Consider the following 25,837-nt stretch of genomic DNA (forward strand, 5'->3'; position numbering starts at 1 on the left):
TATCCGTTCATATAAAAGTATAACACCTCCCTTTCGCTTAAAAAGGAGGTGTTATACTTTTATTCTTTTATTTGCATTTATTACGCTTTAACGTAGACCTTTGCTAGAGCTTCCAGGATAGCATCGGTCATTTCTTTGGTGGAAGTATTACCTCCGATATCAGCTGTTAAATAACCGGCGGCCGTTGCTTCCCGAATAGATTGGTTTACGAGCTGGGCTTCTTCGGCGTATCCGAGCTGTTCGAGCATGAGTGCTGCGCTTCCGATCGCACCGATAGGGTTCGCTATGCCTTTACCGGCAATGTCCGGCGCGGAGCCGTGTACGGATTCAAACATGCTTGGGTATCTGCGCTCCGGATCCAGGTTGGCACTGGCAGCAATGCCGAGGCTTCCGGCAAGAGCACTTCCTAAATCAGAGAGAATATCTGCTAAAAGGTTTGAAGCAACCACTACTTCGAGATCCTCCGGATGGAGAACAAAGTTGGCAGCCATGGCATCCACCAGCCACTGATCCGTCTCAACGTCTGGATACTCCTTGCTGACTCTAGCAAATACTTCATCCCACAGCACCATGCCGTATTGCTGGGCGTTACTCTTCGTGACGCTCGTTACCTTTTTCCGTTTTCTTGTTCGTGCTAAATCGAAAGCGTAGCGGATAACACGTTCGCAGCCTTCTTCGGTAAAGAGGGAGGACTGGACAGCTACTTCCTTACCAGGGCCGCGGCCGGTAAAGTTTCTGCCGCCGATACCAGAGTATTCGCCTTCGGAGTTTTCGCGGACGAGCACCCAGTTCAGGGTATCTGTGTCTGGGTGATTTAGCTTGCTGGGCACTCCAGGAAGAAATTCGACGGGACGAATATTTGCCCATTGATCAAAGCCCTGGCATATTGCGATGCGAAGCCCCCATAAACTAACATGGTCGGGCACACCCGGAAAGCCAACGGCCCCGAAATAAATAGCATCATAATTTTTCAACCTCTCAAGCCCATCCTCAGCCATCATGCGGCCATGCTCGAGATAATATTCGCAGCCCCACGGAAAGTAATCGGTTTCAAAATTGAAGTTGTTTGGAGAATGTTTGCTGATAAAATCCAATATCCGAATCCCTTCCTGCACAACTTCTTTTCCTATACCGTCTCCCGGAATAATTGCTAATTGATGAGTCTTTTGATTGTCCATCCTGTTCCCACCTTTTTTGTATTTGACTTCATTATCTACAACGTATACGTAAAAGTCAATAAAAAAATATTTTTAGCTAAAATTAGAAAATTAATTGACTTAATGTATACGTTAATATAAGATTTGGGTGATTGAAAGCGTTATCAATACTAGGGAGGGAAAGAAATGAATTTCACAAAAACCTGGAACCACCTTTGGCATTGGAATGACCGAGTTAAAAGTCAATTAAAAAACAGCGTCAAAATCCTGACGTTTTCGCAACCCGAACCAAAGCGCGCAGACAATGTTTCGGAATCCGAGCGTCAGGAACTGGAAAATGAAGAGCCGAATCCTCCCAATGAACCCCGTCTGTATTCCAAAGTACAATTGATCGGGTTATTTTTAGGCCCTATACTCTTCCTATTGATACAGTTTGTTGTTCAGCCGGAGACCATGTCGGCAGAAGCGGTATCTATGCTTGGAATGATTGCCTGGATTGCCACATGGTGGGTGACAGAGACATTACCGATCCCGGTGACTTCTTTATTGCCGATTGTCCTGTTTCCGGTACTTGGCATTATGGAAATGGAAGGAGTCACGGCTTCCTATGGCGATCCGCTCATTTTCTTGTTTGCGGGAAGCTTTATGATTGCTTTGACAATGGAAAAATGGAATCTGCATAAACGTATCGCATTAAGTGTTATCGCTTTTGTTGGTACCAATCCCAACACGATTATTCTTGGATTTATGATCGCTACCGGATTTTTGTCGATGTGGATTTCAAATACCGCTACAACGATGATGATGGTTCCGATCAGTATTGCAGTGGCCAAGCACGTTTCGGATTCCTTGAAGGATACAGACATTGACACTTCGCCCGGCGTGTTTCCGTTTGGTACGGCTCTAATGCTCGGTACAGCGTATGCAGCTACGATAGGAGGGTTCGGCACGTTAATTGGGGCACCGGCCAACACAATTTTAGCGGCTACGTTAAATAATTTGTATGACGTGCAAATTGCTTTCGCCAACTGGATGATGTTTGGCGTGCCATTAGTTGTTGTACTGGTTCCTTTAGTGTGGTTCTACCTCATCAAAATAGCTTTTCCAATGAAAGTAGATCATATTCCGGGCGGCAGGGAAATTATTAAAGAAGAGCTTCATGGCCTGGGTAAAACCCAGTATGAAGAAAAAATTGTACTTACGATTTTTTCACTCACAGCGTTTGCCTGGATTACCAGAAGCTTTCTATTGGAAAACTTCATTCCGGGCATTAATGACACCATTATTGCATTATGCGGCGCTTTATTGCTTTTTCTTATCCCATCTAAAAACAAAAAAGACACGATTCTGGACTGGAACACTGCTTTAAAACTGCCGTGGGGAATTTTATGGCTGTTTGGAGGCGGGCTAGCACTTGCTGCCGGTATTACGAACAGCGGCCTGGACAGCTGGCTTGGTGAAAAACTCGTTGCTTTTTCCAACGCACCGCTGTTTGTTATATTACTGTTTATCATTGGGTTAATTACACTGCTCACCGAATTCACCTCCAATACAGCGACTTCAACCATGGTTTATCCGATTGTGGCAGCAGGAGCCGCGACGCTCGGCACTGACCCGGTCGTATTAATGATTGCTGCCTGCATGGGCGCTACATTTGCCTTCATGTTCCCAGTAGCGGCGCCGCCGAATGCGATTGTATTTGCAAGCGGTTACGTGAAGATGAGCAAAATGGCTTCAGCAGGCATATGGTTAAACTTAATATGCATCATTATTTCCTGCCTGATCGTTTTATATTTTGTGCCGATTGTCTTCGGGAATCTAAGTGTTATGTAACGCTTTAATACCGTCAATGGAGGAAAACTATATGAAGATTGTTGTAGCTTCTGATTCATTTAAAGAAAGCTTAAGCTCGGTGCAGGTAGCGAATTATTTTCGACGGGGATGGGAAAAATTTTCCTCGCAGGACGTGAAGTTTGATATTATTTCTATGGCAGATGGAGGGGAGGGAACCTCAGAAGCACTGCAGCAGGCATTGGATACGAAAGAAATTTCAGTGCAGGCGCATGACCCGCTGATGAACCCGATCCTCGCCTCGGTACATGTTTCTAAGAAACATAGAACAGCCGTCATAGATGTGGCTTCTGCGTCAGGCCTGGATAAAATACCTGCGGGAGAGCGTAATCCTTCTCTAGCTACTTCTTATGGAACGGGTGAGCTCATCAAGGCATGCCTGGATTACGATATTGACCGGCTCCTTATTGGGCTTGGAGGGAGCGGTACGAACGACGGCGGAGCCGGCATGCTACAGGCGCTGGGTGGAAAACTGCTGGATGCAAACCATCAGGAGCTACCGTACGGCGGTCAATTTTTAAAGCAGCTTGAGGCGATGGATATGACTGCTTTGGATCCAAGGTTGGAAAAGACAGAAATAATTGGTTTATGTGATGTAAATAACCCTTTGACTGGACCACGGGGAGCAAGCTATATTTTCGGTCCACAAAAAGGAGCATCCAAAGAAACAGCTGCTTCGCTGGAGGAGGCATTGAGTACATTCGGCAGAGTGCTTAACTCGTATACCCATAAAGCTGTGAGCGAGCTTCCTTATATGGGGGCGGCCGGAGGCCTGGCTTCGGCCTTGGAAGGGTGCTTAAAAGGCCGGCTTGAGCCGGGTATCCAATTTATTTTGAAAGAAAGCAATTTTTATGAACGGGTGCGGGACGCCTCATTAGTTATTACTGGGGAAGGAAAAATTGATTATCAGAGTGGTTCAGGGAAAACGCCGGTGGGCGTTGCGAGGGCCGTCAAAGAAGTAAATCCTTCGATCCCAGTGATCGCGATATGCGGCCAGCTTGGAGAAGACTTTGAAAATGTATATGAAGAAGGTATTACAGCCGTTTTCAGTATCAGCGAAGGACCTTCCACTCTACAGGAAGCCGTCGCAGATTCGAAAAAATTAATAGCACATCTGGCAGGCAATTTGTCTAAATTCTATGGACAGATAATAAAGTAGATAAAATATAAAGAATAGAGAACGATTAAAAAAGTCGTAATAAAACGCGTGAAGCTGGATATTATCCAGCTTCTTTTTTTGTTTTGTTTAATTTTGCAACTATTTTTAAAAAATCCGCTTTCACAGTTGAATAATTGATTAATATGTTTTATATTTCAACATGTAAGCGGTATTATAATAACTGTTGCAAATTGCAAATATTAAAAGGAGGTTGTATAATGCGTATTAAAGCGAATATGGAAAAAATCCCTGGCGGCATGATGGTCGTTCCATTATTACTTGGGGCTCTGATTAATACCTTTGCCCCTGGTATGCTGAGGATTGGCGGCTTTACCCAGGCGCTTTTTGTCGATGGGGCATTAGTTTTAATTGCTTTGTTTTTACTTTGTGCAGGGGCACAGATTAATGTACGGAATGTTGGAACTACTGTAGGTAAAGGTGTCACATTATTAACAGTGAAATGGGTGGTAGGGGCATCCTTTGGTTTAATTGCCTACGCCTTTGCCGGCACAGACGGTTTATTCCTTGGACTGGCTCCGCTCGCTATTATCGCGGCAATGACCAACAGTAACGGCGGATTGTACGTAGCGCTTGTCGGCCAGTACGGAAAAGGAGATGACCGGGCGGCCTATTCCATCCTGGCGCTTAATGACGGCCCTTTTTTAACCATGGTGGCTTTATCGATTTTTGGCGCTATTGGATTTGTGGACGGCCTGTTCTCGGTCGTTGATTTTGTCGCCGTCCTTTTGCCTATTATTATTGGCGCGGTGCTTGGAAACTTGGATGAAGAAATGAGAGATTTTCTGGATTCCGGAAGCAATATGTTAATCCCGTTTTTCGCCTTCGCGCTGGGCATGGGAATTAACTTTGCAGACATTTTAGCCGGCGGCCTCGGTGGCATCGTACTCGGATTTATGACTGTATTTCTCACCGGCACTGCTGGCTACTGGGTATTCAAGCTGTTCAACTGGAACCCGATTGTAGGCGCATCGGAGGGCTCTTCAGCAGGCAACGCGGTTGCGACTCCGGCAGCGATAGCTTCGGCCAATGCAGCCTTTGCCAGTATGGAATCTGTGGCTACCGTCCAGGTGGCAGCGAGCGTAGTAACTACTGCTATACTGCTGCCTATTTATGTAGGCTTTCTTGTAAAACGTCTGGAGAAAAAAGGAAAGCTTCAGACGTATCTTCAATGACATTCAACGTAAAATGAGAGGATTTCAACACATGAAGTCCTCTTATTTTTGCCAGACGAGGTGGTTTTAATATGGATATATGTATTGTGGCTGACGACTTAACGGGAGCCAACGACTCCGGGGTACAGTGCACCCGGTACGGCTACCGGCCCTCGGTGGCTGTAAATGCACGCGATACAGGTGCTTTTGTGCATAAAAACGCACTTATCATCGACACAGATTCAAGGGAAATGAATCCTGCATCCGCCTACCGGACGGTTAAAGATGCTGTCCATCCATTGGCAGCGAGCCCTCCGAAATTAATGTATAAAAAAATTGACTCTACGATGAGGGGAAACATCGGAAGGGAATTAGACGCCCTGTATGACGCATTTTCCCCAGATTTTATTTTGATCAACCCCGCCTATCCCGAGAACGGCAGAACGGTGGTCAACGGAGAGTTATATGTGAACGGCCAGGCGTTAGCGGAAACCGGGATAGCCACGCTTCCGAACCAGCGTGTGGGTTCTTCAACAATTACCGACCTGGTGCAGGCGCACAGCAGTAACCAGGCATATCACCTTACGGAAGAGGAAATATCCTCCGGCGGACTTTTGGCCCTGCTTAAACGTCTGAAAAGGGAGGGCGTGGTGCATCTCAGCTTCGACGGGGAAACGGAGGAGCAGATGCTCCGCCAGAGCCGATCGCTTGCAGCTGCCGGATACGATGTTATCTGGGCAGGCTCTGCGGGTGTGATGAAATTTTTACCTGAGATTTACGATTTAAGCGGGAGCATTTCATCAGCCGAAAAAGCAGACCGGCTGACCGGGTGCGAATCCGTGTTGATTGTCGCAGGCAGCAGAAGTGATATCACCCAAAAACAGAAGGCCCATCTGGGGGCGCAATACCCGGGGTGGACAGTGCTCCCGGAAATTTTTCTGGATCCCGGATGGCAGTCGGATGCTTCAATCAAAAACATTCTACGGGAGGCTTCCAGACACAGTCATTCAGTGATGCTTATTTCCACGGATACGACTCCGGAGGCTGTGGAGAACGTGAAGGCAAAAGCGGAAGCGGTAGATATCCCGATGGTGGAGGCAACGAAAAAAATTGCTGAAGGCCTGGGAAGGTTAACGCGCCTGGTATTCGATATGAACACGTTTGACGCGGTTGTCATGACGGGCGGAGACGTAGCTAAAGCGGTTTGTCTTTCGCTGGAAAGTACAGAATTTGAACTGATACAGGAATTTGAGCCTGGGATTCCGCTGGGGCGGCTGCGCGGGTATTACAATCCAATTGCCATTACGAAGGCAGGGGCTTTTGGTACGGAAAAAACATTTGTTCATGCGATCGAAACGCTGAGAGGAGAGATTTTAACATGACAAAGCCAGTTATTGGGATCACGATGGGAGATGCTGCCGGCGTAGGGCCGGAAATTATTGTCAAAGCTCTGGCAGGCACCTCGGTTTATGACTACTGCACACCCGTGGTTATTGGCGACACCGGACGTTTGGAGGACGTCATCAAAATAACAGGCACCCGCCAGACTGTGGTGGCCATCGAAGATCCCGCGGAAGCAAAAGCGGATCCGGCCGTCATTTATTGCATCCAGGTAGGGGATCTAAATCCTGATCTTCCCTATGGCCAATTATCCTTTGAAGCAGGGAAACATGCATTTTTATATTTGGAAAAAGCGGTGCAGCTAGCCATGGACAAGCGTATTGACGCTATCTGTACAGCGCCGTTAAATAAGGAAGCTCTTCAGGGAGCGGGATACAATTATCCGGGGCATACGGAAATTCTGGCGGACCTGACCGGAACCGAGGATTATTCCATGATGCTCTCCGCGCCCAATCTGAAGGTGATTCATCTAACGACCCATCTGGGACTCAAGGATGCCATTGAAGCGATAACGCCGGAACGCACGTATAATGTGATTCGCCTTGCGCACAGCACGCTCTCCAAGGCCGGTTTTACCAATCCGAAAATTGCTGTGTGCGGTATTAATCCGCATGCCGGTGAAAATGGCCTGTTTGGATATGGCGAAGAAGAAAAACAACTGCTCCCGGGCATACAAAAAGCTCAGGAGGAACAGATCAATGTGGAAGGGCCGTACCCGGCAGACACCTTATTTTTCCGTGCGGGACGCGGCGATTTTGATGTCGTGGTGGCATGTTATCACGATCAGGGCCACGCGCCGGTGAAGGTGCTGGGCCTGGAGGCCGGGGTGAACATTACCGTTGGGTTAAATTACGGCGTTATCCGCACCTCGGTTGATCACGGCACCGCCTTTGACATAGCCGGAAAAAATATCGCGGATGAGCGCAGTCTTCTGGAGGCACTCACCATTGCCGCGGAGCTTGCTCCTAAATAATTCATTCTCCATCATGTGCATTTTTTCGTGTAAAATAGGAAGAAAATTGCATTAAAGGGAGTAAGCAAATGTTAAAAATAGGAATTATAGCTCCTTATGAAGGGTTAAAGGAAGTAGCAACCAAAATTAGTGCTTCTCATCAGGAAGTCATGATAAACGTAGAGTCAGCAGACCTGGAGGAGGCGGTGGAGCCGGCCCGGCGTCTGGAGGAGCAGGGTTATCATGTATTGGTCAGCCGGGGAGGGACAGCGCAGATTCTTCGTGAGCGATCCTCTCTGCCGGTGGTGGAAATTGATGTTTCCGGCTATGATATTTTGCGTACGCTGCTGCTGTTCAAAGACTCGAAGGATCCCATAGAGCTGATCGGGTTTCCCAATGTGTGCCACGGGGTGAATCAGGTGGCAGAGCTGCTTGGCATATCCATCTCCTATCAGGTTATTCACAGCTCTCAGGAAGTGCATCAGGCAGTAGAGAATGCTATCAGCCGGGGCATTCAAATCATTATTGGCGACACGGTAACCTTAACAACCGCCCGCCGTTTTGGGCTGGAGGGAATTATGATCACCTCCGGGCCGGAGTCGGTGGAGCAGGCTGTTATTCAGGCTAAAGAAGTCGGAAGCCTGCTGCTTTACCAGGAAGCCATGAATACAAGCTATCACCATCTGCTGGAGCATTTACCGGAAAGTATTGCTCTTATTAAAGAAACAGGAGAATTAATGTTTGCCAACCAGCCCTTTTTGAACCTGTTTCAATTACCTTCGTATTCAAATTATCATGCTGACAAAGACGATATTTTACAGAGCCTACACCGAAAAATGCTGAATTACGCCTTCCTGCAGGAGAATTTTGTTATTAGAGGACGCAGTGTGATTGCAGAAGGGGAATTTTTGGTTGAAGGAAAGGAACGGCTGTATTTTCTGAAAATCAGTGATGAAAACAGATACAGGGTGGAGCAAAGCGGTTTAGTTATTCAGCCGCTTCAGTCAGATATTGTCTCCTTCGGCCAAATTTCGACAGCCGACGAACGGGTACGTAGCATTGTGGAACAGGCGAAAAAGTTTACGGAGACCGTATATTTCCTCCAGGGGGAGGATGGGACAGGGAAGCGTTCCATCGCTGCTGCCCTGCATCATTATCGTAATAACTACATTGAAAATCAATGGGAAGTAATATTGGACAAACACTTCGACGAAATGGCGATGAAGCGGCTCGAAGCGATCATTTTATCGGGGAATGGGACGTTTTACATTAAAAACTGGGAGGTACTTTCAGCTGAACGGCTGGAACAGCTTTTTGAGGCTGCCTTTGATTCTGTGTCGGTAATTATTTTTGCTGCTTCCAAAACCAACCAGCCTCTGCTTCAGGAGAAATTTCAAAGGAATAGCATCGTGCTTTCGCTTCCGCCTTTGCGGGAGAGAATCGAGCATTTGACCGAGTATATACGCACGTTCATTGCCAGAAACAATTCAAAATACGGAAAACAGATTGTGGGAGTGGAAAGCGGGCTTTTGCTGGAATGGACATCCTATCACTGGCCGATGAATCTGCATGAGCTGCAGGAGCTGGTTGAAATGGGGGTGAAAAACTCTGAAGGTCCGTACATTTCCAGAGACGCCGTTCAACCTAATCCGGAATCCACATATGGCACCGGGGAGCTCTTGGACCTGAATCAGTCACTGGATAACATCGAGAAGCAGGTGATCAATCTGGTGCTGCAGGAAGAAAACATGAATCAGACCCGGGCAGCCCAAAGACTAAATATTAACCGATCCACGCTATGGCGCAAGCTTAAAGACTGAGTAGCAACACCTATATAATGAGAAATAGACAAGCACCTCTAACGTGGAGGTGTTTTTCTTATTGGAAAAACCAAAAGAGAAATTTGGGAGCTGTATTTACCTTTATGGGACGATTGGTTATTTTTTATTTCCTGAATATGTTGGCTAAATCAAATGCTGAAGATAAAATAGTAAATAAGCGTGTGTAAAGGAATGGAAACATTTCAGAAAATCCGCATAAAAACACATATTTAGACTTTAGAAAGAAAGCGAATTGTCGGGAGGAAATAGTTTGAATAAGTCTTTAACAGCGGGCAAAGTACCATTAAATCAATATGTACATAAGATAGAAATAGAGGGAGCGGTTTTTCATATACATTACTGGGGAGTAGCTCCTGCTCATTATGACAACCCTATCCATAAGCATTCTTTTTTTGAGCTTTGTTACGTGTTGGAGGGGAGCGGAGAATATTGGGAAAATAACCGGCAGTATGTGTTAGGAAAAAATTCGTTGTTTTTTACGAAGCCAAATACGCTGCACCAAATTAAAAGCAGCAGCGGGTTATTTTTATTGTATGTTGGCTTTGAGCTTGCAGGCGAAAAATCTACAACAACATGGAGAGAACGAATAGACTACGCAAAAAAATATTCAGATCAATTTGAGCAGGCAGGCGAAGGAAATTACATTGAACGAATTTGGAGGGAACTGCTTCAGAAAGCATCGAAACCGAAGCATGAACTGATGGAGGCTGTTCTAAAAGGTGAAGCATCTGTGCTGCTACTTACTGCCCTGCAGCACTTTGTAAGCTTCCCGAAGATAAAGGAAGAACTTGACCTCGCTGAAACGATATCTCCGGCATTACAGGAGGCTGTTTTATATATTCGTGATAATATTTCCAAGCCTTTGCATTTATTGGAAGTAGCTTCCTTTGTTCACGTGTCTGAAAGGCATTTATCACGTTTATTTTTTCAAGAGTTAAACATAACGTTTTCTCATTTTATCAAAAAAGAGCGGGTGGATTATGCTGTTCATTTATTGAGGGCCACGTCTTTACCAATTAAAGAAGTAGCTGAACAATCGGGCTTTTCTTCTATCCATTATTTCACACGTGTGTTTAAGGAGACGATGGAGATTTCTCCAGGAGAGTATAAAAAATCTTATATGAAAAACAGTAGTGATCAAAAATAGATGTCTGAATAATACAAAAAAGGTGTCTTGATATTTAAAAGACGCCCTTTTTTTATGCCTTTATAATGAAATTTAGATAATTGAATATGAAATCACTAAAAAGAATGGCTGATAATTACAAAAAAGATATACAGGAGGTGCCGTCTTGGAAAGTACAAAGTGGGGGATTTTGAGTACAGCAGCAATTACGACCAAATACGTAATACCGGCATTACAAGCTTCAGCAAATGCAAAATTGAAAGCGATTGCAAGCAGTAATGAAAAAGCGGAAGAGATAGCCCGGGAGTATAGCATTGAAAAGCACTACAGCGATTACGATGCTTTATTAGATGATCCGGAAATTGATGTGGTCTACATTCCGCTTCCTAATAGTCTTCATGCTGAATGGGTAAAAAAAGCGGCAGAAAAGGGCAAAAATATTTTGTGCGAAAAACCGGCAGCACTAACAGTCAGGGAAGTAAAAGAGATGTATGAGGTGTGTGAAAAGAACAACGTTTTATGCCTGGAAGCTTTAATGTATCAATTCCAGCCGCAGCATGAGCGGGTAAAACAAATAATCCAATCCGGAGAAATTGGAGAAGTAAAGCTGATGCGCGCGGGAATGTCCTTTATGCTTGAACAATTGGACGGCAATATACGCATGAATAAAGAACTCGGGGGCGGAAGCGTCTATGATCTCGGCTGCTATTGTATACATGCAGTACGGAGCATGACAGGAAGCGAACCAGCTACGGTTCACGCCTTCGAAAATAAGCATCCCGAGTATGGGGTGGATATGTCCGCTTTCGTATCAATGAAAATGGAAAACGGCATGAACGCCTCCTTTGATTGCAGCATGGAAATGAGCGGCACTCGCCAGTTTTACGAAATTGTTGGAACAAAAGGAACCATTGAAGTGCCGAAAGCGTTTGTGCCACCGGAAGACGGTGTTGGAGCCGTGCGTATTAACCTTGATTCCGGCATTAAGCGTGAAGAAAACGTCAGCGGCTATTCATATATACAGGGAATAGAATATTTTTCCGGAAGCATCGTGGAGAGAGCTGACATTAATCGTTTTAAACAGGACAGCGTAGCGAATATGCGCGCGGTTGAGGCGTGTCTGAAGTCTATAGCACAGAAAGCCCCCGTATCATTGAACCTGGGAGGGATCGGAGTATGAAAAAAATAACTATTGGCATTGTTGGTGGAGGAAGAATTGGCAGACTCCATGCTGAAAATTTATTTAAAATGGTTCATGTGAAGGTAAAAGCTATGTCGGATATCCACACTGAAGGATTGACGTCCTGGCAGACAGATAAGCCCGTTGAATATATTACAGCAGACTATCACGAACTGCTTGAAGACCCGGAAATAGAGGCTGTACTCGTTTGTACGTCCACAAGCACTCATGCGGAAATTATTATTGCTGCTGCTAAAGCAGGGAAGCACATTTTTTGCGAAAAGCCCATCAGCTTTGATCTTACGAGCACTAAAGAGGTTTTGGAAGCCGTCAAAAAATATAATGTCGCTTTCCAGGTGGGATTTATGAGACGTTTTGATCATAATTTCCGCCGTCTGTACGAGTGTGTGGAAGCCGGAGAAATCGGAGCCCCGCATATGGTGAAGATCACTTCCCGTGACCCCGAGCCTTCCCCGAGGGAGTATGTAATGTATTCTGGAGGAATGCCGTTTGATATGACAATTCACGATTATGACATGGCCCGTTTTATCAGCGGAAGCGAGGTAGAGGAAGTATATGTGCAGGGAGCAGTACTGGTTGATAATATGTTTGCCGAATGTGCCGACATTGACACTGCCATTACGACATTAAAGTTTAAAAATGGAGCACTTGGTGTGATTGATAATAGCCGGAAAGCAGCTTATGGGTATGACCAGCGCGTAGAAGTGTTTGGCTCCAACGGAATGGCAACAGCCGACAATGATTACCATCACACAGTGGAGGTAAGTTCAGGCGCAGGTATTTATAAAGACAAACCAAAATATTTTTTCCTCGACCGGTACAAAAAAGCATTTGAAACAGAAATGGTAGCATTTGTTACGGCAATTACCGAGGAAAAGGAGGCACCGGTTACCGGAATGGACGGGCTTCAGGCAGAATTGATCGCTCACGCTGCTGACAAGTCGCTTAAAACAGGAGCTCCGATAAAGGTGAAGGAAATCCAGGCTCAATTGGATCAGATGGAAGTATAAAGGAGCAGTAAAACAACCATTGGAAAATGAAAGGCAAGAATAAGGAGGGCAGCAGCAATGAATCAAAATATTAAAATTGCAGTTATGGGACTTGGACGCTTAGGCATGTTCCACGCGAATAATATGATGAATAAAGTAAAAGGTGCTGAATTAATTCTGGTATGTGATCCTATCGCCGAACATACGGAGAGGGCAGCTGAACAATTAGGAGTGCCGAATTGGACGAATGATCCGGAAGAGGTGTTCCAGAATTCAGAAATTGACGCCGTGGTTATCGTAACTCCTACGACAACCCATAAAGAGATGATTGAAAAGGCTGCAAGGGCTGGAAAACAAATTTTCGTTGAAAAGCCTGTGACGTCAACAATTGAAGAAGCAGAGGAAGTCATTGCACTTTTAGAAGAAACGGGAGTAATCTGCCAGGTAGGTTTTATGAGAAGGTACGATCCAGGTTATTTTGAAGCAAAGCAGCGGATTGAAGCCGGAGAAATTGGAAAGCCGATATATTTTAAAGGTTTTACCAGGGACAGCGGTTCTCCCCCTGCTTCATTTATAAAAAACAGCGGAGGGATTTTTGTAGACTGCTCCATTCATGATTACGATATTGGAAGATATTTAATGGGGGCGGAAATTTCTTCTGTTTCCAGCCACGGTAAAATTTTAATGAATCCATTCATGGAAGAATTTAACGATGTGGACCAGGCGATCACGTATTTAGAATTTGACAATGGCGGTGCTGGGGATGTAGAGGCCAGCCGCGTTTCTCCGTATGGTCACGACATACGGGCAGAAATTATTGGGATGGAGGGAGCATTGTTTGTGGGATCCCTTCGAAATAGCGATGTGACGATTCAAAGTGGCACAGGAAGTAATCATGAAATCGTCCCGAATTTCCAGCAGAGGTTCCAGGAAGCGTATATCCAGGAGATGGAACAGTTTATCAAATGCATTAAAGGAGAAGCGCAAGCGCGTGTAACGTCTGTGGATGCAAAAATCAATATGCAGGTAGCTTTAGCGGCTACTCGTTCGTTCATGAATAATGGGCAGCGGATAGAGATGCAGAAAGAATATATACGCCCTCAATAAAAGTCAGACCTTCAATAATTTTGTAAGCGCTTAAAAATAAAAAGACTGAAAAATCAGTTATTTATAAGAGCGTACCCACGAAAGGGGGGAGGAAGGAGAAATTCCTTCCTATCAGATATGAAAAACAATTATCGGTATTATATTATTGCTGTCGCTTTAGTTGCTTCGCTGGGCGGGCTGCTGTTTGGATATGATACAGCAGTCGTGGCCGGAGCCGAACAGTCGGTTCAACTGTATCTTGTCGATAGTCTTGGTTTCGGTTCTTTCATCCATGGATTAACGGTATCAAGTGCCCTGGCCGGATGTATTGTCGGAGCTGTTCTATCCGGATTTTTATCGAATAATATCGGACGGCGCAACACGCTGGTTATTGCTGCGTTTTTATTCGCTCTGTCAGCCATAGGCTCTGCCTACCCCGAAATGTTTTTCTTCACAGCAGGGGAGCCAAGCTTTTCGTTACTTGTTATGTTTAATGTCTACCGTATTTTGGGAGGTATCGGGGTAGGACTTGCGTCTGCTATTGCACCGGTTTATATCAGTGAAATGAGCCCCCGGCACATTCGCGGAAGACTTGTGGTGTTGTACAGCGTTGCTGTTGTTTTCGGCCAGACAGTGGTCTACATCGTGAACTGGCTTATTACGCTCGGTCAGCCTACCGCCTGGATCAATGAGGTTGGCTGGAGATACATGTTTGCATCTGAACTCATCCCTGCCGCATTATTTTTCTTCTTATTGCTGTTCATACCGGAAACACCGAGGTACTTGGCTCTAAAAAATAAAGACGAAAAGGCCTTCAGTGTATTGGAAAAGCTGCACGGTTCAAAAGAAGCAGCCAGTACCACCATGCAAAGCATCCGCTATACCCTGAACACGCAGGTGGAGAAGGTAAGTATCTTTTATTATGGCAAGCTGGTACTGGTAGTAGGTATCGCACTCGCTATTCTCCAGCAATTTATTGGAATCAATGTTATTTTGTATTATGCGCCGCGTATATTTGAAAGTCTTGGCGCCGGTCAGTCAGCTTCCATGCTTCAAACGGTGCTTGTAGGAGCCATTGGTGTAACTGTAGCGTTAATTGCGATTCGTTTAATCGATAGAAATGGACGGAAATTTTTGCTCTTGTTTGGCTCAGCGGGTTGTGCGGTTTGCCTGATCGCGGTTGCCACACTGTTTTTCTTCGGGGTTTATGGCGTCGCTACATTAATCTTTATTCTAGGATTTGTGGCTATTTTCCAAATGACGTGGGGGCCGGTTACCTGGACTATGCTTTCAGAAATATTTCCAAATAAAATCAGGGGCCAGGCAATTTCTATTGCCGTTACCCTTCACTGGGGGGCGAACTTAACGGCTTCTTCTACCTTCCCGCCGTTGAATGCGGCGTTTGGAGCAGGTACTTTTCTGATTTACGGTACGATCAGTACTCTTGCCTTTTTCTTTATTTGGAAGTTCGTCCCTGAAACAAAAAATAAGTCTCTGGAAGAAATTGAACAAACTTGGTTAGATAACAAAATCAAAAAAGCAGAAGGGCAAACACATGAAGAAGCCAAATATTTATGATGTCGCCAAAAAAACCGGAGTGTCATCGGCCACTGTCTCCAAAGTGCTCAACAATAAAGGAAACATCAGCGACCAAACGAAATCTAAAATCTTCGAAGCAGTCGAAGAGATTAATTACTATCCACATGCCATGGCCTCTGCCCTAAGAGGAAACAAAACGCATACCATTGGCCTGCTCATTCCCGATATTGGAAATGCTTTTTTTGCAGAGCTTGCAAGAAGTGTGGAGGACACCGGTCATGAACATCACTTCAATGTGGTTATGTGCAATACGGACAACCAACCGCATAAGGAGGAAAAATATTTACAATGGTTGAATCAAAAGCGTTTGGACGGATTAATTTTCGGCACAGGCTTCAGTAATTCTACATCGCTTGCGAAGATGCTGGAGGCTAAGATGCCTGTGGCGATGGCTGTTCGCTTTAATTCATCGATCGAAGCGGATGCTGTATTGGTTGATGATTTTTTGGGAGGTTATCAGGCGACCCGGCATTTACTCGAATTGGGGCACCAGAATATTATTTTTCTGCTCGATACGTTAAAGAACCCAAGCAGTCTCGGGCGAATCGAAGGGGCAAAGAAAGCTTTTTCGGAAACGAATGTTGCCTGGAGTAATCATTTGATCATAGAGAACAACTGGTCAGCCCGGGAAGCGGAGCAGTCGCTTACTCATGCTTTTCGAACGCAGCCAGAACTCACAGCGGCATTTGCCTTAAACGATTACCTCGCTGTTGGAAGTCTCGAAGCAGCTATGCAATCGGGACGCGAGGTGCCACGGGATTTTTCAGTAGTCGGTTTTGATGACACGTTTATTTCCAGATTAAGAGAACCGCATTTAACAACGGTTGCCCAGCCTATCGGGACCATAGGAAAAACAATTACGGAGAAAGTTATAGCCCGCATTAATGGGGAAGAATCGAGTGTTAAAAAAACGCTTTTAAAACCAGAATTGAGAGTACGGGAATCTACAGGGCACGTATTTTCCTAGACTGTACACTTTTTTTATAGAAAGAAGAAGGGGCTTTCTCAAATGGGAAAAGTCCCTTTATTAATGTATTTTGGATTTGATATCAGCGTAGACTTTGAATGCTAAATATGAGCAATTTGAACAATAATTTCTTCAGAATGGAGAAGATTTACTAATATTCTAGTCCTCTGGAAAATCAACAAAAGCCTATAATTATTTTGTGCATGATGGCAGATAAACCCTCTTGCTTGCTTTAAAGTGGCCTTTAAGGGTTACACTGAATGCATCACTTTTCTAGGAATGGCGGCGAAGTGAGGATAAAAACAAACATATTTAAGATAAGGTGGGAATCAGCTATGAAGGCAAATATTATGTACGAAGCGGGCGACGTCCGCGTCGAAGACGTACCGAAGCCGCAGCTGCAGGATTCGACGGACAGCGTGTTAAAGGTTGTCGCTGCCTGTATCTGCGGAAGCGACCTGCACCCGTACCGCCACATGCATGCCGATGAGCAGGGCGGAGGCGAACCGATGGGCCATGAAGTGATCGGCCGCATCGATGAAATGGGCTCCGGCGTGACGGACTTTAAGAAGGGCGATCTCGTCGTGGTGCCGTTTGCGTATGGGGACAATACGTGCCCGTACTGCCAGGAAGGGCTGCAGACGTCCTGTGTGAACGGCGGATTTATGAGCGGCTGCCAGGCGGAATATGTACGCATCCCGCAGGCCCAGGGAAGCATGTTTAAGCTTCCGGACGAGATTGGTGATGATTCTCCGCTGCTTCCGTCCCTTCTGACGATTTCGGATGTGTACGGAACCGGCTATCACGCCGCGGTTATGGGCGGCGTCAATGAAAATACCACCGTCACGGTTGTAGGCGACGGAGCCGTCGGGCTGCTTGCAGTGCTGTCCGCGAAAAAGCTTGGGGCGCAGAAAATCATATTGATGGGCCGCCACAAGGAGCGCACCGACCTCGGTGTGGAATTTGGCGCTACCGACGTTGTCTCCGAGCGCGGAGATGAAGGAATTGCCAAGGTCCTCGAGCTGACAAACGGGGAAGGCACCCACGTCGTGCTCGAATGTGTCGGGCTGATGCCGGCATATGACATGAGTGTGGGCGTTGTCCGTCCCGGCGGCGTAATCAGCCGTGTGGGAGCGCCGCAGTATGAAGAGGCGGCGGTAGGCTTTGGAAGTCTTTTCAGACACAATATTACGCTCACGGGAGGCCCTGCTCCGACCCGTGCCTACATGGAGGAGCTGCTGCCGGATATTCTGGACGGCACCCTCAATCCGGGCCGGGTGTTTGACGTCACGATGGGAATTGATGACGTTCCGGAGGGCTACCGGGCGATGAACGACCGCGAAGCACTTAAAGTATTGGTAAAGCCGTAAGAAAAGCAGATAACTGTTAAGGGGGAAAGCACATTCATTTGTGTTTTCCCCTTGATTTTTCAAAGCTGAAGTCGACAGCAGGGCTGGTGAACCAGGGATACCGTTAAAGGAACAGTTGCTTTCAGGTGATGCTTCTCTTATACTAAAATCACTATGAATACAGAGGTGAGGCCGTGTGGATGACCCCCGATCATGGAGGTTATGGCTGCAGGTACAGCGAGAATAGCCATCCGGGATTAGCGTAGAAGGGAAACTAAAACCTAATCACGGAGGTGAAGCCTGTCTGTTTAAAGGACAGGGAAAATGATTACACTGAATTTAGCAATATTTGTGCTCTTGATTGCGCTGACAGCGTTTTTTGTCGGCACTGAATTTGCCATTGTCCGTGTGCGCGGCTCCCGGATTGATCAGTTGATCGAAGAAGGAAATAAGCGGGCGGTGACGGCAAAGAAGGTGACCAGTAATCTGGATGAGTATCTTTCTGCGTGTCAGCTCGGTATTACCGTTACAGCGCTCGGACTCGGCTGGATTGGGGAGCCGACCGTAGAACGCCTGCTGCATCCATTGTTTGAACAGCTGGCGCTGTCGGACACCGTAGTTACCCTGCTGAGCTTTGGGATTGCGTTCGGCTTTGTAACGTACGTACACGTTGTGGTCGGGGAACTGGCACCAAAGACACTGGCGATACAAAAAGCTGAGGCCTTAACGCTGGCAGTCGCCACACCGATCCGGGTGTTTTACTGGGTGATGTATCCGTTTATTTGGACATTGAACGGATCCGCGCGTCTTTTGACCCGGGCATTCGGCCTGCGGCCTGCGTCGGAAAATGAAGAAGTACATTCGCAGGAGGAGCTGCAGCTGCTGTTGTCTGAAAGCTACAAACGCGGAGAAATCAATTCTGCAGAATACAAATACGTCAACAATATATTTACGTTTGACGACCGGATTGCCCGCGAGGTAATGGTGCCAAGGCCGGATATCGTCGCACTGTCTGCAGATCAGACGATTGAGGAAGCCCTCCCGGTTATCCGGAAGGCTACATTTACCCGGTACCCGGTCATGGGTGAAGACAAGGACCACATTATTGGCAGCGTGCATATTAAAGAGCTGCTGATGGATCCAACGTCGGCAGACGAAGCATTCCTCCAGCAAAGGCTGGCGGATATCGCGATTCCAATTATCCGTGTAATGGAAAACACACCGATTTATGATCTGATGCTTGAAATGCAAAGCAGACGCACACAGATGGCGCTGCTGTTTGATGAATACGGGGGAACCTCCGGTATTGTAACGCTTGAGGATATACTTGAAGAAATTGTCGGTGACATTAAAGACGAATTTGACACCGCTGAAGAAAAGGAAGTAGTTCACCTCGGTGAGCATCATTACCGGCTGAATTCCAACGTATTATTGAGTGAAGTGAATGATCTGCTTCCGATTCGTGTTGAAGAAAATATGGATGTGGACACGATTGGCGGCTGGATGTATATGCAGCATGCCGATGAAGTTCACGAAGGGGTTTATGTGGACGAGCAGAATTTCCGCTTCCGGGTCGTGGAGGTGGAGGACGGCCACATTCACACCATTGAAGTACTCCCGCAGGAGCAGGAAGCTTCTTAAAAGCAAGGCAGCGTCCCTATAACAGGGGCGCTGTTTAATTTTGTTGATGAAAATTTATTAATACGTTCGATTGGATAATATTTCAATTTATGGGATGATAAAAGAAATGCTGAGTAAGGAGGGAGGGGGAATAGATTGTCTCCCTCCTATTTTGAGGAAAAGATTCACCTATACTATTCACCGGTCATTACAAGCAAAGGAGAGTATGTATGATTATCATTTGTATAGTGCTTGCAGGAATCGGGCTATGGATTTACGGCCGAAGAACAAGCTCACGAATGACGGCGTTTACTGGAGGTCTGGCAGCAGCAGCTCCGCTGCTTTATGCTGGCGGAGGAATGCTGTTACCGCTCGCGCCGATGCTCGCGCTTGGCGCTGCGTATTGGACAGTGGATAGAAACAACGATGAGCGTTAATACGATCAACGGTGACGTTAAAATGAAGCAGGGGACTAACGAATCGCCAAGCCATATATAAAAGAAAAATGCAGTTGCAGCAACAATTAAGTAGACTGGGGCCATCAGCGGGTGAAACCACGAATTTTCCTGCAGTTGGGTGTGTTGATTAGTCAAACAAATCCCTCCTTTTGTCAGAAATATATGAAAGGGAAGAAGTGAGCAGACCAACGGCAAAGATGAGCAGTAGTTTCATAGCGATATTCCTTTCTTTAAAGATTAATTGATAATAAAATCTCGCAAATAAGTACGCAGTACCTGGAATGGCACACTTAATAACGAGGAGGCAGTTATGATGACAGAGAAGCTGGCTTACATCTTTTGCTGGTTATTGCTGGTGGCTGGATTTTCTTTTTATACTCCGTGGATGCCCTTCGGATGGTCCATCTACGAGGGCGGCATCGGTTTGCTCATACTAATCGTCATTAACTTTTGCTTGTTTGGTATCTTTGCCTTCGTCCTGGCCCTGGCTTTGCAAAACAGGCTGCTGATTATACTCAGTGTCCTTCTGCTTCTGATGCCGTTTATTACCGTTGGCTTCTTCTGGGTGCTCCAGTACATCTGATTAATCGTTTCATATTTTCGTACATAATCATAGCCGGCGTTTTCCATTTTTTATCGGTTGCGGATATTTTTCAAGTGTGCATTGTTGAAATTATCAATGAACCTGTGAGATTATATAAAAACACTAAGCAGCCGACCTTTTGAATAGGAAGATTATACCAATGAATACCATGTCCGACGCTGAATAAATAAGTCTTTATAATTATCACGTTTAGTTACATTCGCCCGGGGTTATATATAAAGATGATAAAGCAATCGGACAGCAGAGTGGGAAGATGAAGGAAATGAAGCGGTCGCACCTAATCAAAATCTGAGTACGGGGGAAGCACAGGAGAGGTTACGCAGAAGGGTAATGGAAAACAAAAAAGCATACGAAGTGTGCTGTGGCTTTGTGCTATTGAAAGGGGTATTTTTTATGCAGGAGCAATGCGAAAATATCACGCTGGACGACATTATGTTAACATTTGACGGATATTTACATGTAGTAATGGAGGGGGAGCGGTCCCTGCATCTAAAGGATAATGACGGCTTTCGTTACTACTACGATAAGAAAACACAACGGATTTACGCAGAGAACGGCAGGGGCGGATGGAACTTTCTGGATGTCGTTGAAAAGCCCCAGACTGCTTCACGTAAAGGAAGCAACCTGCTTGAGCGTGCAAAGCTGAGGCTTAAAAAGGTGAAGTGGGCCTTTGATAATTAATCAGGGCGAAGTGCTGCGCTTCAATGAACAGCTGCGACAGATAGGCGGAGGCTCCCATACCGGGGCCTCTGCTTTTTATATGCTAAAAAAGCGGCCTCCGTATTTGGAGACCGCTTATGAATATGAGATGTTATTTCATTGCCTGCTGCATCGCGTCAAATACTTCTGTGTTCTGTAAGCTTCCGGAGAAGGCTTCTTCGCCCGGTCCTTCAGCAAACACGGTAATATCCACCGCTGTATGATTTGTACTTGTCCAGTCAATGCCGGCATTTTCGCTTAACACATGGTTGAACCCGAGCTCGAGCGTTTCAGCTTCCTCCACCATTGTTTGTTCCTCGTCGGTCATCGTCATGCCGGTATGCTCTTCAAAAACTTCGGCAGGCGACTCGTCGCCGAGAAGCACCTGCTCCTGCATAGCTGCTCCTGTGGCATCCACGTTTTTCAGACTGGACGGATGGTTTTCCACTGTGGCCTCACTGGCGCTTCCGCCTGTGTCGTGGTCACTCGCGACGACCACGAGAGTATCTTCGTGTTCCTCGGAGTAAGCCGTCGCCTCCTCCACGGCCTGTTCAAAGGCTGCGGTATCAGACATCATCCAGGCAGGATCGTTGGCGTGGCCGGCCCAGTCAATCTGGCTGCCCTCAACCATAAGGAAGAAGCCGTCCTCATCCTGCGACAGGTGGTCAATAGCCGAGGAGGTCATTTCGGAAAGGGATGGCTGAACCGGGCTCTGCTCCAGGGAAGTGTTCATCGCATCATCTGCAAACAATCCCATAATGCGGTCGCCGTCTGCTTCATCCATGGCGCGCTCGGTTTCCACATATTCAAATCCGGCATCGATGGCATGATCAATGTAGTTTTCGCCGTCTTCGCGAATGCCGCCCTCCGATTCCGGCAGGAAGTGCTCACGTCCGCCGCCGTACATCAGATCAAGGTTTTCGTTTTCGGTCATCTGCTTCGCGATTTCAGTGTAGTTGTTGCGGTCCTCCACGTGAGAAGCAAATACGGCCGGAGTGGCATGCGTAATCGTCGATGTTGCTACGAGGCCGGTGGATTTGCCCATGTCAGCTGCCTCATCCAGAATCGAGGACTGGGACTCGCCGTCAGGCGTCATGCCGATCATGCCGTTGTTCGTCCGTTCGCCGATCGCGTAGGCCGTGCCCGCAGCCGCTGAGTCCGTAATGACAGCGTCAGCCGAGGAGGTATCCACCTTGCCGGTCGTCATGTCCCGCTCCTCCCATACCGGCTCGCCGTCCTTATAAAGGCTGTAGTTTTTCGATACGCTGTCCGAGAATCCGTCCGGCACCATGAGAATAACGTTCTGAGCCTGCGCTTCCTCGGCGGCCGGCTTTGTGTCCCCGGCTGAATCGTCCCTGCCGTCGTTTTCCGATGCCATCGCGGTGCCAGCTACCAATCCGCTTGCCCCCAGCAGCAGGGCTGCTTTCGTCGAACGCTTCCACTTACTCATTTAATGACCCCCTATATGTTTGTAGCCGTGGATAACTCCACGTCCTCCACTATAGGGATTTTTTATGAAGCAGACGTTAGCTGCGCTTAAACTTCCTGTAAAGAAAATAATGGAAGCATGACCAGTTGCTTCATATTTATATACTTCCAGTCTCTGGCTTCAATTAAACGAATATTTGACTGTTTAATCAAAAAAGTATAGGATTCAATTAAACAAACATTTAATCGTTAAATTGAAGGGAAGATAGATATGGCTAAAACAAACGAACAGTGTGACATATATTGCTACGACCCGGAAAAGGTGGCCCGCGTGCAGGATCAGGTGGGGAAGGTGGACGCACGGAGCGCCTCGCAGTGGTTTAAGGTGCTTGCCGACGAAACCCGCTACAAGGTAGCCTACGCCCTGAACGTCGAAGGAGAGTTGTGCGGGTGTGACCTGGCAAATATTCTTGGGACCTCAACCGCGACCGTGTCTCATCATTTACGGATTTTAAAGCAGGCAGGCGCCGTCACCTACCGCCGCGAGGGAAAGCTGGTGTTCTATACACTTTCCGGAAATCAGATCACTCATCTGCTTGGGGGCATGGAGCCGGAAAAGGAGGAGAAGCCGCTTGGCATCTAAAGAGGAAACCCTTGAACGAAAATCATCGGAGGAAGGATGCTCCTGCTGCAGCGGGGAAGCATCCAGCCAGCCGTCTGATTCGCGGTCCTTTTCCATTCAATTGACCCCGGTCGAAGAGACGTCGTGCTGCAGTTCGGATAGTGCGGAGGAAGACTGCTGCACGACGGAGGAGCAGGCAGGGCAGACGAAGCCGGACGAAGCTCCGCCAGCGAACGCGTACACCTTTCAGGTGGAGGGAATGGACTGCCCGTCGTGCGCCGCTACGCTGCAAAAGGGCGTCTACCGCTTACCCGGCGTCCAGGAGGCGAAGGTACAGTACACGAGCGGCAGTATGCAGGTGTCCACGGATGGCACGCTGGCTCCGGCAGTGATACAGCAGACGGTGCAGCGGCTCGGGTATGACACAGAGCTGCCGGCAGCGGAGGCGGGAGAAGCATATAACATTTACGGGATGGACTGCGGATCGTGCGCCGCAACGGTGAGCAAACACTTTGCGCAGCTTGACGGCGTGCGCGACGTCCAGGTGCAGTTTGCGACGGGAAAGATGACGCTCGATCACGAGCTCTCCCAGGAAACGGTAAAGGCGGAGGTCCGCCGGCTCGGGTTTGATGCGACTCCGGTCACCGAGCGCCGGGCTTCCCCCGGCCAGCCGGAAGCCTCCCCGCTCCGCGGAACGGTGAATACAATCATTTCCGGGGTCCTTCTGCTGGCCGGCATTGCCAGCTCGCTGACGCCGGCCCCGGCCATCATTTCGATTATTCTGTATCTCTCGGTTATTGTCGTCGGAGGCTATAAGCCGGCAAAAAGTGCCTACTTTGCCATTAAAAGCCGGTCGCTTGATATGAACGTACTCATGATGGGCGCTGCGATCGGGGCTCCGCTCATCGGAGAATACTTTGAAGGCGCGCTCGTCGTCTGGCTGTTTGCGCTCGGCAATGCGCTGCAGCAGTATTCGGTGGCAAAAACGCGCAAGTCGATCAGCCACCTGATGGACCTCGCCCCGGCCGAAGCCTGGGTAAAGACGGGAAACACGTGGGCCCGGCGTCCGGTGGAGGAGGTGCGTCTCGGACAGACGATGCTCATTAAGCCAGGAGAAAAGATTCCGCTCGACGGTACCATTCGCGGAGGCAACTCGATGGTCGACCAGTCGCCGATCACCGGGGAGTCGCTCCCGATTGATAAAGCGTCTGGAGATAAGGTATATGCCGGCACGCTGAATGACTTCGGCAGCCTGGAGGTTGAGGTGACGGCACGTCCGGAGGACACGACGCTTGCACGGATCATTCATTTAGTGGAAGAAGCCCAGGAGCAGCAGGCGCCGACCCAGAGCTTTGTGGACCGGTTTGCGGCTGTGTATACTCCGATTGTGTTTGCCGCTGCGATTACGGTCATTGTCGTACCGCCGGTCATTGGCTTTGGCGGCTGGGCGGACTGGGTGTACCGGGGGCTGGCGCTGCTCGTGGTGGCCTGCCCGTGTGCGCTCGTCATTTCGACACCGGTCGCCATCGTGTCGGCTATTGGCAATGCGGCCAAGCAGGGCGTGCTGATTAAGGGCGGGGCCTTTCTTGAAGCCGCCGGCACCCTGAATGCCCTGGCCTTTGATAAGACGGGGACGCTCACCGAAGGCAGGCCCGTCGTGGAAAAGGTTTATGCGGCAGACGGCGACAAGGACCGGCTGCTGTCGGTGGCATCGACCCTGGAGGCATACTCGAACCACCCGATCGCCCGCGCAATTACGGCACATGCCGGGGAACAGAACGTATCCTCTCTTGATGGGACGAATTTTTACGCGGAACCGGGGAAAGGCGTCGCCGGGACCATTGAAGGCAGGACGTATGCTGCCGGAAAGCCGGAGTGGCTGAAGGAGCAGGGCGTCCAGATGGAAAAATTCGAAGAAGAAGTTGAGCAGCTTCAAAACGAAGGTATGACCGTCGTGCTAATCGGCGACGGGGAGAGCGTTCTGGGCTATGTAGGCGTTGCCGACAAAATTCGTCCGATGTCCTCGGAAGCGGTACAATCGCTTCATAAAAATGGCATCCGTGAATTAACCGTCCTTACCGGGGACAATGAAGGCACCGCCGCGAAAATTGCGGGTGAGGCGAACATTGACCGGTACATGGCGGGGCTGCTGCCGGAGGATAAAGCGAAAGCCGTGCGCACCCTGCAGCAGGAGGGGCGCCGGGTTGGTATGATAGGCGACGGCATCAATGACGCGCCGGCGCTTGCCACCGCGGATATTGGTATTGCGATGGGAGGAGCCGGGGCAGACACGTCGATGGAAGCCGCCGACATCGTGCTGATGGCGGATAATCTCGAAAAGCTTCCGTATACAATCCGGCTCAGCCGCAAGGCGCTTGGCATCATTAAGCAGAACATCTGGTTTGCGGTGCTGATTAAAGTGGCCGCACTGGCCCTGATCGTGCCAGATCTGTTGACGCTGTGGATGGCGGTGCTGAGCGATACCGGCGCAGCACTCATTGTTGTCGCAAACAGCCTGAGGCTGTTCCGGCTGCGTGGATAGCTGGCAGCCATGTA

21 protein-coding genes are annotated in these 25,837 nt (G+C 47.9%); 19 read left to right on the forward strand and 2 right to left on the reverse strand.

The window, feature by feature from the left end; translation table 11 throughout:
* Nucleotides 1-80: 80 nt before the first annotated feature.
* Nucleotides 81-1,178, reverse strand: coding sequence for a tartrate dehydrogenase (locus tag Q0757_RS06670; protein ID WP_298785590.1), 1,098 nt, complete (start codon nt 1,176-1,178; stop codon nt 81-83).
* Nucleotides 1,179-1,343: 165 nt separating this feature from the next.
* Here Q0757_RS06670 and Q0757_RS06675 point away from each other — a divergent pair, with 165 nt between their 5' ends.
* The 17 genes from Q0757_RS06675 to Q0757_RS06755 all read left to right on the forward strand — a co-directional run bounded on the left by Q0757_RS06675 (nt 1,344) and on the right by Q0757_RS06755 (nt 21,213).
* Nucleotides 1,344-2,990, forward strand: a complete 1,647-nt coding sequence (locus tag Q0757_RS06675) for a DASS family sodium-coupled anion symporter (protein WP_298785591.1) — start codon at nt 1,344-1,346, stop codon at nt 2,988-2,990.
* A 31-nt stretch (nt 2,991-3,021) separates the two neighbouring features.
* Nucleotides 3,022-4,167, forward strand: coding sequence for a glycerate kinase (locus Q0757_RS06680; RefSeq protein WP_298785592.1), 1,146 nt, complete (start codon nt 3,022-3,024; stop codon nt 4,165-4,167).
* Between the two features lie 218 nt (nt 4,168-4,385).
* Nucleotides 4,386-5,360: a 2-keto-3-deoxygluconate permease gene (locus Q0757_RS06685; protein ID WP_298785593.1), complete on the forward strand. Its 975-nt coding sequence runs from the start codon at nt 4,386-4,388 to the stop codon at nt 5,358-5,360.
* Nucleotides 5,361-5,431: 71 nt separating this feature from the next.
* Complete coding sequence (locus Q0757_RS06690) at nt 5,432-6,721, forward strand: four-carbon acid sugar kinase family protein (RefSeq protein WP_298785594.1); 1,290 nt, start codon at nt 5,432-5,434, stop codon at nt 6,719-6,721.
* Nucleotides 6,718-7,713 carry a 4-hydroxythreonine-4-phosphate dehydrogenase PdxA gene (gene pdxA, locus Q0757_RS06695; protein WP_298785595.1) on the forward strand — a complete coding sequence of 332 codons (996 nt, stop codon included), beginning with the start codon at nt 6,718-6,720 and terminating at the stop codon, nt 7,711-7,713. Before Q0757_RS06690 ends, pdxA begins: the two co-directional genes overlap by 4 nt.
* A gap of 68 nt (nt 7,714-7,781) precedes the next feature.
* Nucleotides 7,782-9,512 (forward strand): sigma-54-dependent Fis family transcriptional regulator, encoded by a 1,731-nt coding sequence (locus Q0757_RS06700; protein WP_298785596.1) that lies wholly within the window; start codon nt 7,782-7,784, stop codon nt 9,510-9,512.
* Nucleotides 9,513-9,783: 271 nt separating this feature from the next.
* Nucleotides 9,784-10,680: an AraC family transcriptional regulator gene (locus Q0757_RS06705; RefSeq protein ID WP_298785597.1), complete on the forward strand. Its 897-nt coding sequence runs from the start codon at nt 9,784-9,786 to the stop codon at nt 10,678-10,680.
* A gap of 145 nt (nt 10,681-10,825) precedes the next feature.
* Entirely contained in the window at nt 10,826-11,839 is a 1,014-nt protein-coding gene (locus Q0757_RS06710; protein WP_298785598.1) for a Gfo/Idh/MocA family protein, read from the forward strand.
* Nucleotides 11,836-12,870 (forward strand): inositol 2-dehydrogenase, encoded by a 1,035-nt coding sequence (gene iolG, locus Q0757_RS06715; protein ID WP_298785599.1) that lies wholly within the window; start codon nt 11,836-11,838, stop codon nt 12,868-12,870. Before Q0757_RS06710 ends, iolG begins: the two co-directional genes overlap by 4 nt.
* Before the next feature lie 57 nt (nt 12,871-12,927).
* Complete coding sequence (locus Q0757_RS06720; protein WP_298785600.1) at nt 12,928-13,956, forward strand: Gfo/Idh/MocA family oxidoreductase; 1,029 nt, start codon at nt 12,928-12,930, stop codon at nt 13,954-13,956.
* Nucleotides 13,957-14,073: 117 nt separating this feature from the next.
* Complete coding sequence (locus tag Q0757_RS06725) at nt 14,074-15,513, forward strand: sugar porter family MFS transporter (RefSeq protein WP_298785601.1); 1,440 nt, start codon at nt 14,074-14,076, stop codon at nt 15,511-15,513.
* Complete coding sequence (locus Q0757_RS06730) at nt 15,491-16,501, forward strand: LacI family DNA-binding transcriptional regulator (RefSeq protein ID WP_298785602.1); 1,011 nt, start codon at nt 15,491-15,493, stop codon at nt 16,499-16,501. Before Q0757_RS06725 ends, Q0757_RS06730 begins: the two co-directional genes overlap by 23 nt.
* A gap of 335 nt (nt 16,502-16,836) precedes the next feature.
* Nucleotides 16,837-17,871 (forward strand): zinc-binding dehydrogenase, encoded by a 1,035-nt coding sequence (locus Q0757_RS06735; protein ID WP_298785603.1) that lies wholly within the window; start codon nt 16,837-16,839, stop codon nt 17,869-17,871.
* 303 nt (nt 17,872-18,174) lie between these two features.
* Nucleotides 18,175-19,491, forward strand: a complete 1,317-nt coding sequence (locus Q0757_RS06740; RefSeq protein WP_298785604.1) for a hemolysin family protein — start codon at nt 18,175-18,177, stop codon at nt 19,489-19,491.
* A gap of 209 nt (nt 19,492-19,700) precedes the next feature.
* On the forward strand, nt 19,701-19,907 hold the full coding sequence (locus Q0757_RS06745; protein WP_298785605.1) for a hypothetical protein: 207 nt from the start codon (nt 19,701-19,703) through the stop codon (nt 19,905-19,907).
* Between the two features lie 334 nt (nt 19,908-20,241).
* Nucleotides 20,242-20,511: a hypothetical protein gene (locus Q0757_RS06750; protein WP_298785606.1), complete on the forward strand. Its 270-nt coding sequence runs from the start codon at nt 20,242-20,244 to the stop codon at nt 20,509-20,511.
* Between the two features lie 351 nt (nt 20,512-20,862).
* Entirely contained in the window at nt 20,863-21,213 is a 351-nt protein-coding gene (locus Q0757_RS06755; RefSeq protein ID WP_298785607.1) for a hypothetical protein, read from the forward strand.
* A 130-nt stretch (nt 21,214-21,343) separates the two neighbouring features.
* On the opposite strand, the gene Q0757_RS06760 is transcribed toward Q0757_RS06755, so the two are convergent.
* Nucleotides 21,344-22,681: an alkaline phosphatase gene (locus Q0757_RS06760; protein ID WP_298785608.1), complete on the reverse strand. Its 1,338-nt coding sequence runs from the start codon at nt 22,679-22,681 to the stop codon at nt 21,344-21,346.
* A 249-nt stretch (nt 22,682-22,930) separates the two neighbouring features.
* On the opposite strand from Q0757_RS06760, the gene Q0757_RS06765 reads away from it, so the two are divergent.
* Nucleotides 22,931-23,302, forward strand: a complete 372-nt coding sequence (locus tag Q0757_RS06765) for a metalloregulator ArsR/SmtB family transcription factor (RefSeq protein WP_298785609.1) — start codon at nt 22,931-22,933, stop codon at nt 23,300-23,302.
* Nucleotides 23,292-25,823: a heavy metal translocating P-type ATPase gene (locus Q0757_RS06770; protein WP_298785610.1), complete on the forward strand. Its 2,532-nt coding sequence runs from the start codon at nt 23,292-23,294 to the stop codon at nt 25,821-25,823. Before Q0757_RS06765 ends, Q0757_RS06770 begins: the two co-directional genes overlap by 11 nt.
* Nucleotides 25,824-25,837 lie beyond the last annotated feature (14 nt).

This window comes from uncultured Marinococcus sp., assembly GCF_947493875.1.
GTDB lineage: Bacteria > Bacillota > Bacilli > Bacillales > Marinococcaceae > Marinococcus.